Source organism: Dyella acidisoli, from assembly GCF_030160295.1.
Classification (GTDB): Bacteria; Pseudomonadota; Gammaproteobacteria; order Xanthomonadales; family Rhodanobacteraceae; genus Dyella_B; species Dyella_B acidisoli.
Genome location: NZ_BSOB01000005.1, coordinates 292,611 through 309,547, shown reverse-complemented (window position 1 = coordinate 309,547; position 16,937 = coordinate 292,611). Strand labels below are relative to the sequence as shown.

Genomic DNA, 16,937 nt, shown 5'->3' with positions numbered 1-16,937 from the left:
ACCCATGCGCTAGGAATACTCTGATTCATACGCAGTCTGCCCCGCGTCAGACTGCCTCCAACAGATCGATACGGTGCATGGTGGTATACGCCGCCGCGTCGATCGCACGTTCCCGCATGGCATGGACGCGATGGCTGACGACCAGGTCGGCAACGGTCGGAAGCGCCCCCAGAGTGCTTCCGGCCGTCAGGGATTTTTTTTATCGCAGAAAAGAGTGAAGCGTCGAACTGTCCGTGCTTTGCGCATTCGTTCGCTGGGTTTCGATGATCGATATCGGCACGTCTTTTGGTGTTACGTCCTCTCCCTGATGCATCCAAGCATCCGCTAGGAATTCTCTGATGGTTAGGCATGACGAGCACGAATAACGTGCTGCTTGCCAGCATGCGTCTTGAGTTTGGCAGTTCAAGAGAGCGTGTCGGTAAAACGCTTGACCGTTTCGGTCGTAAGGGGAGTGGGATGTTCAGGGGTTCAGTCGTTCCGCTTCCAGCACCACGCACAGCATCGTCGCGCGTTCGTTACCGATGCGCCTTACGACACACGAACAAATAGCCATCGCTTGCTTCATCACTTCGCATAACAACGCCGTGCAGGACTGCATATGAAGACACATCATCGCTCGAACTCGCGCAGATCGATCTCCGCAACGCCACGCGTCAAATCGCTGGTCTTGCAGATTGCAACAGTCTTGGGCGTGCTTCAGGGCGCCGCGTATAGCAGCGTTGCGCTGGCCGGCGGCCCGACCGGCGGGCAGGTGATGGCAGGCAATGCCACCATCAGCGCGAACGGCAGCAACACGCTGATCCACCAGACCAGCAACAACGCCGTCATCAACTGGAACAACTTCAGCGTCGGCAGCGGCCAGTCCGTTACGTTCCAGGCACCGAATGCAACGTCGGCCACGCTCAATCGCGTGGTTGGATCATTGCCCAGCACCATTAACGGCTTGGTGCAAGGTAACGGCCGCGTGTTCCTGATCAACCCGAACGGCATCCTGGTCGGGCAGAGCGGCGCGATCAACGTGCAGGGTGGTTTTGTCGCCGCAACGGGCAACATCTCCGACAGTGCTTTCATGCAGGGCGGCACGATGGTGTTGTCCGGCAGCAACGGCAAGATCGAAGTGCTGGGCACGATCAGCACGCCCGGTGGCGACATCACACTGGTGGCGCCGGCGGTGGCGGTGGATGCCGGAGCGAAGTTGACCGCAGGTGCGAAGGTCAACCTGTTGGCGGCCGATCAGGTCACGCTCTCCAACGGCACCATCACCGTGCAGCCGCAAGCGGGCGAGCACGGCACGATCAACGTCGCCGGCACACTGCAGGCGGCGAAGGTGATGCTGGCAGCGGTGAACGACAACCTGGGCGCGCTGGCGATCAACACCAGCGGCATGATCCAGGCCACCGGCACGGCCGCGAATCCGGACGGCAGCGTGCAGATTGTGGCCAGCGGTGGCGGCGATGTGCAGGTCGGCGGCACGGTGCAGGCACAGAACGCGGACGGCAGCGGCGGCACGGTGCAGGTGAGCGGTCAGAACGTTTACGCCAGCAACGCGCAGATCAATGTCTCTGGCACGCAAGGTGGTACAGCCGTCTTTACGGCCGATCCGAATGCGGGCACTGCGATGGTGGGCGGCAGCTATACGGCGAATGGTTCGTATGCTGCGGGCGATAGCTCGATCAATGCAGCCGGTACGTCCGGCAGCGGTGGCCACATCGACGTCACCGGCCACCACACTGCGTTAATGGGCAACAGCGCATTGAGCGCGAGCGGCACCGCCAGCGGCGGTGTGATCCGCGTGGGTGGCGACATGCACGGGCAGGGCACGGACATCGCCAATGCCACCGACACCTTTGTGGACAGCGGCGTCACCTTGAATGCCAGCGGCACGCAGGGCAATGCATCGGGCGGCAAAGTGGTGGTGTGGGCGAACGACACGACCAACTACTACGGCAGTATCACCGCCACTGGCAGCGGTGGCGGCAATGGTGGCAATGCCGAAGTGTCGGGCCATGCCATCCTCAATTACCGTGGCAAGGACGACCTGCTCGGCGGCGACCTTGGCGGCGCGAACGGCACGCTATTGCTGGACCCTTCCGACCTCACCATTAACGCAGCAGGCGCAGGTACCAGCACCGGCTTTACCGGCGCACCGACGGTGCCAGGCGGTGCGGGGCCGACCTTTACGGCCAACACCTCGCAGATCAGCTGGCAGGACATCGTCACAGCGCTGGGTAGCGGTGCTGTAACGATCAACACCAATACAGGCGGTGGTGGTACCGGCAACATCACCATCACGCAGGGGTATACCTACGCCAGCAACAACACCCTGACCCTGCAGGCGATCAACAACCTGACGTTGAACTCCGGTGCGGCGATTACCAACACCGGCAATGGTTCGCTCACGTTGGCGTCCCAGAAGGTGATGACACTCAACTCCAACATCACCCTGACGGGCGGCAGCTTGTGGCTGCAAGCGGGGGAAGGCGTCGCTGTAAACACACCACAGTTAACGGCAGGCCCGAACGGCACGTTGTACGTGGTGGGTAACGTCAGCCCCTATACGTTTGCCCCCTATAGCTGGTTGGGGAATTCGACGGGCCAGGCGTCAAGCCTGCTGAGCAATGCAAGTACGAACCAGGGGTTTGGTCCTAACCTGGTCACCTTTGCAAGTGGTACCGCCAATCCGGTGATCTTGCAGGGCGGCAATGTGGTGGCGATGTCGGGCAGCGTTGGCGGTGTGTCGAATTTCCTGCCGAGCAACGTCGTCGTTGAGTATGGTGCGGGTAACAATTCGTTCAACAGCGCCCTATGGATACTCGGCTTCGGGCAGATGGAAGTGGAGCGCTGGGATGCCCCCACCAGCACCATTAAACCAGACATCACCCTCAATCCCGCGGCCACCACGGGTGGTGGCATCGTCTATTACGCAGGTGTAGGGGTGACCAGTGGCACCGCGCTGACGGTGCCTGTCAATGAAAGCGCACCGAACGGTGCGTCGCTGGTGTTCGAAACCTCTCAGGGCAATATCGTTCTGCAAGGTAATTCGTATATCGGCGGACCGAGCGGCGAGCTCGTGCTAGATGCAGGCCGTGGTGGTCCCGCATCGGTAGTCCTTAACAACGCCATTGCCAACCAAGGTGCCGTCCAGTTCGCAGGAACCGCCCCCACCTTGCTGGAGGGCGGGAACATCTGGGCGTCCAGCGGGTGCAACACGGCGGCCAACTGCACAGCATCCGATCGCACGACCTGGAACCCGTCGATTGTGCTGATCCATCCGGATGCGCCCAATGGACAGTTTGGCTATCTGGAGGTGGAAGGCTTCCAGAACATGGTCGTGCAGGACAGTGCCGGACCCACGACGCCAATCCTGGCCTCGACTTACATTAGCGAGGTTTCCGCCAACAACATTACCGTGTCCCAGAATCTGATCTTGGGGAGCGGCGGTAGCCTGGTGCTGGGTGCGGCGGCCGTCAACGGTGTTTATAACGGCGGCTTTACCAACCAGCAGGGTCTGATCACGTTTACGCAACCTGACACGATTCTGCAGGGCGATTACGTCTACATGTACTCCGGCCTGGGCGTAAGCACGGCGGGTACCATTCCGACCAACTCGCAGGCGACCTGGCAGGGATCGGTCGCCGCCACCGAAGCGCAGTTGCCGAGCCAGGGACGCGCGGCGTTCGACACGCCCGCGAACAACGTGCAGTTACGCCCGGCGCGTACCGACAACACGTTCAGCAACATGGACATCCGCGGTTTCGACGATACGCGCATCGATTTGCTGCAGAACGGCAGTAATACGGCTGTATTGAATACGCTGGCGGTCAACAGCACCGGCAATCTGACTCTGAATGACACTGGCAACATCATTCTGGCGCAGGGTTACGGCATCAATGCTGTTACGCAGACGCTGGCGGTGGCCAACACGGTAAATATCGCGGCAGGTTATGACTTTGCAACAAACCAAAGCGACCTCTTCGGCCTATTGAAGGTGCTGGCCCCGCAACCGCTATGGCAAATCAACAATGCGCAAATTTGGTCCGGCCTTGGCTATAACACCACCGCGGGCACAGTGGGGCGCATCGATTTCGCCGGTGGCGCGACCGGCGGTGCCACGCCCAGTGCTACCGATAGCAGTGATGATTTCCCCGTTAGCGGGCAGCCGATCATCATGCAGGCGCCTGCATCAGGCAAATTCAACAACATCAATCTCCAGGGCTTCGGCAACATCAACCTGTACGCAGTAAGCGCCTCGACGACGCCTGCTTCGCTGAGCTGGTCGGGCAACGTGTTGAACGGCTTTACCCAAACATTCCCCTTCGGAACGACCGGCAGTACCGTCCTTTACGCCAGCAACAACCTCAACCTGTTCAACCAGTATTTTCAGATGGGAAATATTGGCGGCAGCGTGGGGGTCGATTGGCGCGCGGGCTATAACGGCTGGAACTACGACACCGCTGTCAAGCACGGCAAATTGACCTTCATGGACCCTGCCACGCTGGCGGCGCGCACCAACCTGGCGTCCTTCCAGCCCGGTGGCAGCGATTCCTACCTCCTGGTCAACAACCAGGGCAACGATCCAAGCAGCGCCAATGATCTGACCAATCTGCAATGGGACTGGACCACCGGCGGGATCAATTACGTGCCGATGAACTCGTATTTGCAGCTCTTCGCATTCCGCAATGTCACCGTGAAGACAGCGAACAACCTACCGATCGTCATCGGCGGCGGCGGTGGCAATTCGCTTGACATCGCGCCTGTTGGGAATACGTCGGTGCCAGCGATCGAGGGTGACGTCGTCATTGACCCGAACTTGTACCTCAACCAGAGCGATGGCTACTGGGCGACGGCCATCTACGCCAACAGTCTCAACACGCTGGGTATCCTCGGCTTCAATTCAGGCACGACAGCGACGGTGTCGGGCAATGACTGGTCGCGCAGCTTTGGTTTCTATCTGAACCTGCTGCACCGGTCGGTGCTGGCCGATGGCGTGACAGCGGGCAACACCAACAGCGTTGTCAATCTTTCGGCCGATACGTCTGGCACCGCCAACGATACGTTGCAGGAGGAGTACGTCAATCTCTCTCTGCTGCAAGTGCTGGCCGGCAACCTGACGGTCAACTCGCGCGGCCTTATTCAGATCACCAACTGGGGCAACACCACTGACACCAGCAACATCACCATCCGCTCGCAAGGCGACATCGGTGTAGCTGCCAATTTCACCCGCACCGGCGCGGGCAATCTAAGCTTGCAGGCGGATGCCAATCTCAACAGCATCTACGCCGGCTACGCGGCGATCAACCCTGTTTACACGGGCAGCAATACCGATCCGCGCGGTTACGATACGGCCGGTGCAGATGGCAAGGGTGCTGTATTCGCATGGGTGGGTGGCACCAACGCGCTCACGCCGCAGTTCGGTACGGTCATCACCGCCAACAGCAACACCACGGTTCCGGCCGGGTACACGTTCTATTCGCTGACCGGCACACCGTTGCCGGCGGGTACGGCATTGACGGCCGGCGAAGCAGTGATTCAGCCAGGCGCTGTACCGGGTGGATTTACCGTGTTGACCAACGGAGGCAACACGGTTTACGCGATTTACAACTATGCCGTGGTAGCCGCTGGCGGTTACTACGGCGAATACAACATGCCTTATGTTTCGCTGGGCACGAGCACTAGCGTGGGCGGTATTGCTCCGCAAGCGCTGACAGTGGATGGCGGATTGGTCACCAACGTCGGCGGGCAGGCCAATCCCATTGGCACCATCGTCACCGGCAATACCGGCAGCAAGGGTCTGGGCTTGTCCGGGCAGTTCTATACCCAGGTGACGCAGCCAAGCGGGGTACTGGGTACCTATTCGAGCATGGGAACGCCCGAGGCCTGGATGACGCAGCAAGGTGGGCCGATCTCGCTGACCAGTGGCACCGGCAACATCGATATCCGCTCCGGCTACGAATACCAAAGTACGGAATGGGCGCATATCACAGGCGATATTGCCGATTTGCGGTTGGGTAGCAGTGCGGTTGCCAACACAGGTTTGAACAATCCGACGTCGACGGCCACGTGGTTCAAGCTGGGCACCACCAGTGGCAGCATCGCGGTGGCCGGCTACCGCGACATCCTTGTGACGGATGCGAGTGGTATCAACCCGTCGGCGGGTACAGCACCGGTAAGCCTGGTGGCCAACCGCGACTTGGATGTTCTGGGGCCACTCACACGCGCGAGCTCGGGCTCTGATCTCACCCTGGGCGCAGGCAACATGATCGTGACCGCGCCAGGCGTGACGATCAATGCCGATCAGCTGCAACTGATCGTGGGTAACGGCGCAAACATCAGCACCAGTGTGAACGGTCTGTCCGGCGAGATGATCGCGCCGGCCAACAACCCGACTGGCGTGCTCGGCGTGAGCAGCACCGCCACCTATAACGGCATGACGATCGGTGGCGACACGCCGACGGGCGTGCTGTCGGTGACCAACGGCAAGACGATTACGATCAACAATGGCTTCGTCAACGGCATGCTGGCGGCCTTCACCTTCGGCCCGAAAGGCCTGGTGTGGCCGGCGCCGGCGCCGTACGGCTCGACCACGACCAGTCCGCTGGATCCCATCGGCCTCACGGTACAGAGCGCGGGCGCAACGCTGGCGGGCAGCATCAACATCGGCACGGTGGGTGGCAGCATCATCGTCAACGCACCGATCCTTGTGAACAACTCACCAGGCATCACCACTGGCGAAATCAATCTGGATGCAGACGGTACGACCGGAGCCGGTGACATCCAGATCAACAGCAACATCACAACCCAGATTCCCGGGCCTAACGGCAACATTTTCATGGAGGCCGACAAGGGCAGTATCACGCACGGCGGTGGTGCACAGGGCGCAGACACGATCAGCGGCAACGATCTGACCATGATCGCGAGCGGCGCGATCGGCGCAACGGGCACCGGTAATGCGATCGACACCAACGTCAACGCGGCTTTGTTCCAGTCTGGTGCCGGCGCGTACGTGTATCAGTCCGGTCCGCTGGCGCTGACCGCAGCCGGTAGTGCGAATGGCACCGTCAACATCACTGACAGCCAGAACACGCTGACAGTCGGCAATTTCCCGGCCGGCACCACGCCGCAAACGACGTTGACGCCGACGATCACCAACAACGTGTACGTGCAAGGCCTCACGTCGGAAGTGGGCATTGTCGATACCGGCAGCAACAGCATCACCTTGAACGCGATCGGCGCGAACAGCGACGTGATGGCGGCAGCACACACGTACACGCCGAACGGCACGATTACGGTGAACGCAGGCCGCAACATCGTCGATACGCAAGAAGACACCAACTACGGTGACATCGGCATCGGCACCGGTACGCCAACCTCCAACAGCCTGGCGTTCTCGGCGGGCGGGCTGCTGACCTTGAATGCCGGCAACACGATCGGTGGCGACGGCAGCACCACGCCCAATCCGCTGGATGTGTACTTCGGCAACTTGAGCGCGACCTCGATTGGCACCGGTGCACAGTCGGGCGTGTATCTGACCGCGCTGGACACCAATGCTTCCGGTGGCGTGGTGATCGGCGGCGGCGTGAGTTCGCAGAAGAACATCGACATCACCGCGCGCGCGAGCACGGTGGCGGGAAGTGGTTCGCTCGACGTCACCAGCGCGATGACCACGGCCAACGGCGGGTACATCCGTCTGGCTGCAGACGACAACGTCAATGTCAACGCAGCGGTAAGCGCCAACACCACCGGCAACGTGGTGCTTGCCGCCGGCCTGAGCGGCAGCGGTAGCATCAACCAAGGTGCAGCGGGCACGCTCAGCAGCGGCAGCGGTGAGATCAACGCGTACGCGGCAACCAACATCAACTGGGATGCCAACGCAACCACCACCGGCAACATCCTGGCGCAATCGGGCCAGGCGATGACCTATGGCGGAGCGGGCGTGCTCAACGCCGCGTCTGTGGTGCTGACCTCGGGCACCACCATAGGCACGGCGACCAACGCGGTGCAGACCAATGCCGCCAATCTGGCGATCGCCAACGGTGGCAATGCGTTCGTGAACAACGCAGGCGCGGTGACGCTGGCAGCGCGGAGCAGCAACAACGCCAATATCAACGTAAGCACCACCAACGGCACGATCACGGTGGGCAACGTCAACGTCGCCACGAGCATTCTGCCCGGCACCGGTCAGGATGTAGGTTGGGACAACAACCCGAACAACACGCCGCTTGCCGCGGGCGCGAGCCTGGTAGGTGTATCCGCCAATGGCAGCGGCAACGTGAACCTGCTGGCGAACGGCACCGGTTCGAACGTGCTGATCGACCAGAGCGTGACCAGCGGCAGCGGATCGATCACGGCAACCGCCAACACCAATGTGGTGTTCAACAACGGTGTAGCGCAGACCGGCACCGGCGCGACCGGTATCGTGAGCTTGAATGCCACCAACGGCCAGGTGATCGACAACGAACTGGCGTCGACGCCCGTGGTGATCGGCAACACGCTGAACGCGACAGCGGCGAGCGGCATTGGTACGGCGGCGAGCGCGGGTGGTCCGGGTTCGACTGGCGACCTGGCCACGCAAGTATCGAACTTGAATGCGGTGATCACTGGCACGGGCAACGCGGTGGTGCAAAACAGCGGCGCGTTGAACGTGCAGGGCAGTGTGGGCAGCAACACCTTGAACGTCGGCTCGACCGCGGGGATCACGGTGAGCGGCCCGGTCAGCGCGAGCGGCGGCACGGTGGATCTGACCTCGGGCATGGGTGCGATGGGCTCAACCGGCCTGGTGAACAACGCAGGCGGCGTGACGCTGAGCGCGAATGTCACCACCGGCGCGCTGTCGATCAGTTCGTCGGGTCTGGTGCAACAGACCGGCGGCTCGATCAAGGACGGCAGCTTGAAGGTAGACACAACCCGCTACACCACGGGCAACTCGGCGACGTTGACCAACGATACGTCGACACTGACCGAGAACGGCTCGAGCGTCACCGGCAACTACACCATCAGCACCGGCGGCACGCTCAATCAGACCGGCAGCACAACGGTGGGCGGCAACTTGACGGAAACCGGCTTCACCGGCGGCACGGTGAACGGCACGGTGAAAGTCGGCGGCAACTACAGCGGTGTGAATACTTACGGCCCAGGCGGCAGCATTACCGCCGCGGGCGCCAACAGCTGGACCAACGCCAATGCCGCCACGACGGGCGTGGTAGTGGCTACCGGCGCCGGTCCTGATTTCGATCTTGCCTCGGCAAACCTGGGCACCGGCAACAACATCACGGTGGATCTGCGCAGCAAGACCTCCACGGTGACTGGTGCGCAAGACGCGATCCTGCTCAACGGCAGCGGTGCGAACGAGCTGGGCACGGTGACCTTGACCACCGGCGGCAAGGTAACAGTCAACACGGCGACGAACGACTACAACCTGGTGCAGACCGCACCGGTGAACGTGGCATCGCTGACGGTCAACAGCGTGGCCGGTTCGAGTGCGGCAACGGGCCTGGAAAACAACGGCCTGGGCGTGATCAACGGGATCAACTACGGCACGCACGACAACGCCTTGAATGGCGGCAACGGTAGCCGTATCGCGTTGACCTCCTCGGGCAACACGATCGGTGCGATCACGATCAACAACGGCGACACGGCAGGTGTGTCGAGCGACGGCAACATCACCGTCAACAACGTCACGGTGAACAACGGCCTGTCGGTGGCATCCCAGGGTGGTGCGATCAGCAACGGCACCGGCACGGCGATCCAGGCGCGCACGCTGAACTTGTCCGCGCTCAATGGCATCGGCACGGCGGCCAATCCGATCAACTACGACACGGCGACGGTGGTGTCGGCGACCGGCGCGCCTGGCATCTTGGCCACCGCGGTGACGGGGCCGACGGGTAGCACGTTTGTGTCGACCACTGGCGCGGTGCAGTTGGGCGGCATGGTCAACACGATCAGCTTCACCTGCGACAACACGCACTCGAACCTGTGCAATACGGCGACCACGACCACTGGCACATCGGTCAGCACCGCGTCGCTAGGCAACAGCAGTCTCTTGGGCAACATCACGCTGACCGCGGCCGGCCCGGTGACGACCGGCAACACGGTGACCACCAACGGCGGCAACATCACCATCGCCAACACCAGCGGTAACGTGACGCTAAGCAACGCGGTGACTGCCAACGGCAAGGGCACTGTGCAGTTGACCTCCGCAGCGGATCTGCTGGTGAATGCGGCGGTCAGCTCGTCTGCCGGCGAAATCAACGCGCTGGCCACCAACAATGTGGCGCTGGGCGCGAACGTGAGCACGGGCGGCAACGTGTTCATCCAGGCGCAGAACAAGGCGATCACGCAAAGCGCGGGCACGGTGAGCGGCAAGGGCGTGGTGCTGACAGCCGGCACCACGATCGGCACCGCAGCCAACCGCATCAATCTCAACTCCAGCCAGCTGGCACTGCAATCGGCCGGCAGCGCATACGCGACCGAACAAGGTCCGACCACCGTGGCGGGCGTGACCACGAGCAATGGCGCACTGGACGTGCAGACCACCGCAGGCGACCTGACCGTCGGTGCAGTGACGCTGACGCCGACCATCGCCAACAACGCAGTAGGGGCGGCGCTTGCCGGTCTCAATGCGAACGGCACCGGCACAATCCGCACGCAGGCCAACGGCGGCGACTTGAACGTCAACGACGCGATGGTAAGTGGCAGCGGCGAGATCAACGCCAAGTCGACCACCGGCAACGTGAACCTGGGCGCGAACATCACGACGACCGGCAACGCATTCGTCGAAGGCAACCAGGCCATCACCTATACCGCCGGTACGATCACGGCGAAGGGCGCGGTGCTTACGTCCGACAACGGCCCGATCGGCGCGACGGGCGCGGGCACAGTGCAAACGGCGGTAAGCACGCTGGGTGTGAACAGTGCGGGCGATGCATTCGTCAACAACGCCGGAGCGATGACGCTAGCGGCCGAATCGGCCAATGGCGGCAACCTGAATCTGAGTACGACCAACGGCACGATCACGGTGAACAGCGTAGCGCTGACACCGACGATTGCCGCCAATGCAGCGGGCCTGACGCTCTCGGGCGTGAGCGCCAACGGCACGGGCAACGCCAACATCACCGCGAATGGCGCTGGCTCGAACGTGTTGATCGACCAGAACGTGACCAGCGGTAGCGGCGCGATCAACGTGACGGCCAATAACAACGTCACCTTCAACAACGGCGTCGCGCAAACCGGCACTGGCGCGACCGGCATCGTGAGCCTGACGGCGACCAATGGTCAGGTGATCGACAATGAAGCGGCCGCCACGGCGGTGGTGATCGGCAACAGCCTGAATGCGACGGCAGCCAACGGCATCGGCACAGCGGCGAGCGCGGGTGGTCCGGGCTCGGCGGGCGATCTGGCCACGCAAGTGTCGAACTTGGACGCGGTGATCACCGGCACGGGCAACGCGGTGGTGCAAAACAGCGGCGCGTTGAATGTGCAGGGCAGTGTGGGCAGCAACACCTTGAACGTCGGCTCGACCGTGGGGATCACGGTCAGTGGCCCGATCAGCGCGACTGGCGGCACGGTGGATCTCACCTCTGGCATGACGTCGCTGGGTTCCACCGCGTTGTCGAACAACGCCGGTGGCGTGACGTTGGCTGACGACGTGACCGCAAGCACGCTGTCGATCAACGCGGCCGGCCTGGTGCAGCAGACCAACGGCGACATCACCGACACCACCACGCGCGTGAACACCACGCGCTATACCACGGGCAATTCGGCGACGCTGTCCAACAACGCGACCACGATGACCGAAGCAGGTTCGACGGTGGCGGGCAACTACAGCATCACCACGCAAGGCACGCTCAACCAGACTGGCGCAACCAAGGTAGGTGGCAATCTCACTGAAAGCGGTGAAACCGGCGGCACGGTGAACGGCACGGTGACAGTGGGCGGCAACTACAGCGGTGTGAACAACACTGCCGGTGGCGGCAGCATCACAGCAGCCGGTTCGAACAGTGCCGTCAACAACAACTCGGCCGTGACTGGCGTGGTGACGGCCAATGGCGCAGGCCCCGACTTCGACCTGTCGTCGGTGAACCTGGCGGGCACGACGCTTTCCAACATCACGGTGAACCTGCGCTCGATCAGCGCAACGGTGACCGGCGCGACCGATGCGGTACTGCTCAACACCGGCAACAACGCACTGGGCACGGTGACGATCACGACGGCCAATGCGCCAGTGACGGTGACGACCGGCCTGCACGACTACAACCTGGTGCAGACCGCAGCGATCGCGCTGCCGACCACAACTGCGCTGACCGTCAATGCCGTAGCGGGGGCAAACACGCCCACGCAGATGCAGAACAACACGCTGGGCACCATCAACGGCATCAACTACAACACGCACGACAACACGCTCAATGGCGGGCAGGGCAGCCGCATCGTGCTGAACAATCCGGCCAACACCTTTGCCGGCATCACCATCAACAATGCGGACTCGGCCAACGTCGCCACCAGCGGCAGCTTGCAATTGGGTGCGATCACGGCGGCCAACAGCGTGGTGGCGAATTCGCAAAACGGCGCAATCACCCAGAAATCAGGCGCACCGGCGATCCTGGCCTCGGCGCTGGCCTTGAACGCGGCCACCGGTATTGGCGCGACGAATGCGCCCATCCGCTACGACACGGCCACCGCGATCGCCGCGGGCGACACACCCGTGCTCGCCACCAGCGAAAGCGGCAACGGCAGCACGGCGGTGTCGACCACCGGAGCAGTACAGCTGGGCGGCGCGATCAATGAAGTGGGCTTCGATCTGACCAGCTCCAATCTGTCGGGCACCACCACCACTGGCACCTTGCTGACGCCGACGCTGGTGTACAACACCGCGACCACGGGCGAGATCAACCTGTTGTCCAGCGGCACGGCAACGCTGGCGGCGAACGTCACCACCACGGGCAATGCGTTCGTCCAGTCGATCAGTGGCAACATTGTGCAGACCGGCGGACTGCTGAGCGCGAACGATGCGGTACTGACGGCAAACGCCGGTAGCATCGGCGCGACAAACAGCCCGATCAACACCAACGTCAGCACGCTTGGATTGAGCGCGCAGGGCGATGTCAATGCGATGAACAGCGGTGCACTCACGCTGGGCGCGGTGACTTCGTCCAACGGTGCAGTAAACGTGGCGACCACCGACGGCACGCTGACGGTGGGCGCGATCAACGTGAATCCGACCATCGCCGGCAATGCGATGGGTCTCACGCAGAGCGGGGTCAGTGCGAACGGCACGGGCGCGGTGAATCTCGTTGCGGGCGGTAGCGGTTCGAATCTGCTGATCGATCAGAACGTGACCAGCGGCAGTGGGGCGATCACCGGCACGGCTGACAACAACATCACCTTCAATAACGGTGTGGCACAGACCACGACCGGTGCAACGGGCACGGTGGCACTGACAGCGACCAACGGGCAGATCATCGATAACGAGGCGGCGTCGACGCCGGTGGTGATCGGCAACACGTTGAATGCGGCGGCGGCCAATGGCATCGGTACGGTTGCTTCGGGTCCGGGCGTGACGGGGGATCTGGCGACAGAGGTGTCGACACTGTCGGCCAACATCACCGGTACCGGTAACGTGGTGATCCAGAACCTGGGTGCGTTGAACGTGAGCGGCAGCGTGAATGCGAACACGCTGGACGTAGGCTCGACGGCGGGCATCACGGTGAGCGGTCCGATCAATGCCACAGGCGGCACGGTGGATCTGATCTCAGGCATGACCGGACTGGGTTCGACGGGGCTGTCGACCAACAAGGGCGGTGTGACACTGGCCTCCAATGTTACGGCGAACGACCTGTCGATCAATGCGGCGGGCCTGGTGCAGCAGACCAGCGGTCTGATCAACGACACCACGCTAGCGGTGGATACCACGCGCTTCACCACCGGCAATTCGGCGGCGCTGACCAACGGCACGGCCGGCATGACCGAGAACGGCTCGTCCGTGGCGGGCAATTACACCATCAGCACGCAGGGCAGCCTGGATCAGACCGGCACCACCACCGTCGGCGGCAATTTGACTGAGACAGGCGAAACCGGCGGCACGGTGAACGGCACCGTGAACGTGGGTGGCAACTACAACGGTGTGAACACCTACGGCCCGAACGGCAGCGTCACAGCCGGCGGCTCCAACAGCGCAACCAATGCCAATGCAGCGACCACGGGTGTCGTGGTGGCATCCGGCAGCGGTCCGGATTTTGATCTGTCGTCGGTGAATTTGAACGCGGGTCAGAATGTCACCGTGGATCTGCGCAGCACCACGGTCAGCAACGTAGGTGGTGCGACCAATGCCATTCTGTTGAATGGCGGCGCGAATACGCTGGGCACGGTGACGCTCAACACGGCGAAGGCGCCGGTGACGCTCACCAAGACCACTGCCGACTACAACCTGGTGCAGACCTCCGCGCTCAATCTGGGTAACGTGACGGTAAACGCGGTGGCTGGCGCGAATACGCCATCGGTTATGCAGAACAACACGCTGGGCACCATCGCCGGCAGCAATTACGACGTGCACAACAATGCGCTGAATGGCGGGCAGGGCAGCCGCATCGTGTTGAACAACACGGGTAACACGTTCGGTACCGTCACGCTCAACAACGGCGATGCGGCCAACATTGCAACCAGCGGCAACCTGCAGCTGGGTGCAGTGACGGTGGCCAACAGCATGGTGGCGACGTCGCAGAACGGGTCGATCACGCAGAGCAAGGGTGCGCCGGGGATCAAGGCAGCGGCGCTGGCGTTGAATGCGGCAACCGGCATCGGTGCGTCGAACGCACCCGTGGTGTACGACACGGCCACGGCGATCGCTGCGGGCGATACACCGGTGTTGGCGACCAGCGAAAGTGGCAATGGCAGCACGGCGGTATCCACCACTGGTGCAGTGCAGCTGGGTGGCACGATCAACGAAGTGGGCTTCGATCTCACGAACTCGAATTTGTCGGGTACCACCGCCACGGGCACGATGTTCACGTCCACGGCCGTCGACAACTCGGCCGATACGGGTGAGATCAACCTGCTGTCGAATGGCGCGGCCACATTGGCGGCGGACGTCACAACGAACGGCAATGCGTTCGTCGAAGCCAAGCAGGGCAACATCACGCAGACCAAGGGCAAGGTGAATGCCGCCAGTGCCGTGCTGACCGCGGATGCAGGCAGCATCGGCGGTGCGGGTTCTCCCATTGCGACCAACGTGCAGACACTGGGTCTGAATGCGCAAGGCAACGCCTATGCGGTGAACGATGGCGCGTTGACGCTGGGTGCGGTGACGCACTCCAACGGCACCGTCAACGTAAGTACGGTCAAGGGGCCACTGACCGTGGCATCCATCAGCGTGCAACCGACGATGGCCGGCAATGCGGCCGGTCTCACGCAAAGCGGCGTGAGCGCGAACGGCAGCGGCAATGTGGTGCTGCAGGCCAACGGTGGCGATCTGGCGGTCAATGCCAACGTGGCCAGCGGTGGTGGCGAGATCAACGTCAAGTCGACCAGCGGTAACGTGAACCTGGGTGCGAACCTCAGCACCACGGGCAACGCATTCGTCGAAGCAGCCAACAACATCACGCAGTCCGCGGGCACGCTGTCGGCGTCGGGCGCAGTGCTCACGGCTGACACAGGTTCGATCGGCACATCCGGCAGCGCGATCCAGACAGCGGTGAATACGCTGGGTGTTACGGCTTCGAAGGGTAGTGCTTATGTAAGCAATGCCGGTGCGATGACCGCGGCGGGTACCACGAAGGGCGACATGGCGTTGAGCACGCGCAGCGGCCAGCTCACGGTGGGCAGTGTCAGCTTGACGCCTTCAGTAGCCAACAACGCGCAAGGCATCGCGCAGAACGGCATCACCACCGGCGGCAATCTCTCGCTGCTGGCGGCACCGTCCACCAACGGCACGCTGGAAATCGATCAGCCGGTGAATGTGGGTGGCGCGATGATCGGCGTCGGTGGTGTGGACGTGAACGTACACAGCAACGTCACAGCCAACGGACCGATCACGTTCGTGGCCGATGCGGCGTCGGGCTCGAAGCCCGGTCCCGGCTGGTTCCGCAATACGGCCGATATCAGCTCGAACACGGGAGTGGCGATCTACGCAGTGGCGGGTGGTCAAGCACCGCAAGGCTACGGCACTACGGCCAACAACCAAGTGCAATTGGGCACGATCAGTGGCATCACCACGCCTAATGCACCGGCATCCCGCTGGGGTCAGGCGTATCCGTCGAGCAGTTATGTGCCGGGATACAACGGCGGTGGCTACGGCATGTTCTACAAGGCACCGCTTGCCGCCGTGGCGCCGACACCGGTGCCGATTGGCTCGAATCCGACACCTGTGCCCACGCCAACACCGGTGCCGACACCTTCGCCTTCGTCAGGCCCCTCGCCATCACCGGTGCCAACGCAGATCGCCGTAACACCTACCTTGATGGTGCCGCCTGCAACGGGAACTGCGCAGATGCAATACGGCGGCGGTTTCGTGGTGGACATCTCCTCGCTGTTCGACACGCCCACCACGTGGTTTGTAGACCAGACGGCCGTGCCCTTCATCCGTTCGACGTTCGACGCTTCGCTGCCGATCAACGGCAACTACGCGCCGCCGCGCTTCATGTTCGGTGTGTTTCCCGGCAGCGCCGAGAACTGTGTCGACATTCCGGAAGACAAGGACAACGGCAAGGTCAAGCACGTGTGCATGGAGCATTCGCCAACACTGTCTTCGCTGTAGTGACGGACGCTGTCCATGGCTTGCGCAACCAGGCCATGGACAGCAACAGAAGGCGATCGTCGAAAGCGCAATTAATGCGCCAGTCTAGGACTCCTCTGATGGGTAACCGCTTCCGAGAAGGCTCAAATACAGCCTGAAACGGAATGGCGACGGCGATCTACCGCTTACGCCATAGACGCAGAGACACCCATGG

The 16,937-nt window shown here is 62.4% G+C and carries 1 protein-coding gene; it reads left to right on the top strand.

Going from position 1 to position 16,937, the window contains the following annotated elements; all coding sequences use genetic code 11:
• Window positions 1–598: 598 nt before the first annotated feature.
• Complete coding sequence (locus tag QQJ86_RS03160) at window positions 599–16,744, top strand: hypothetical protein (protein WP_284319451.1); 16,146 nt, start codon at window positions 599–601, stop codon at window positions 16,742–16,744.
• The last annotated feature ends 193 nt before the right edge of the window (window positions 16,745–16,937 follow it).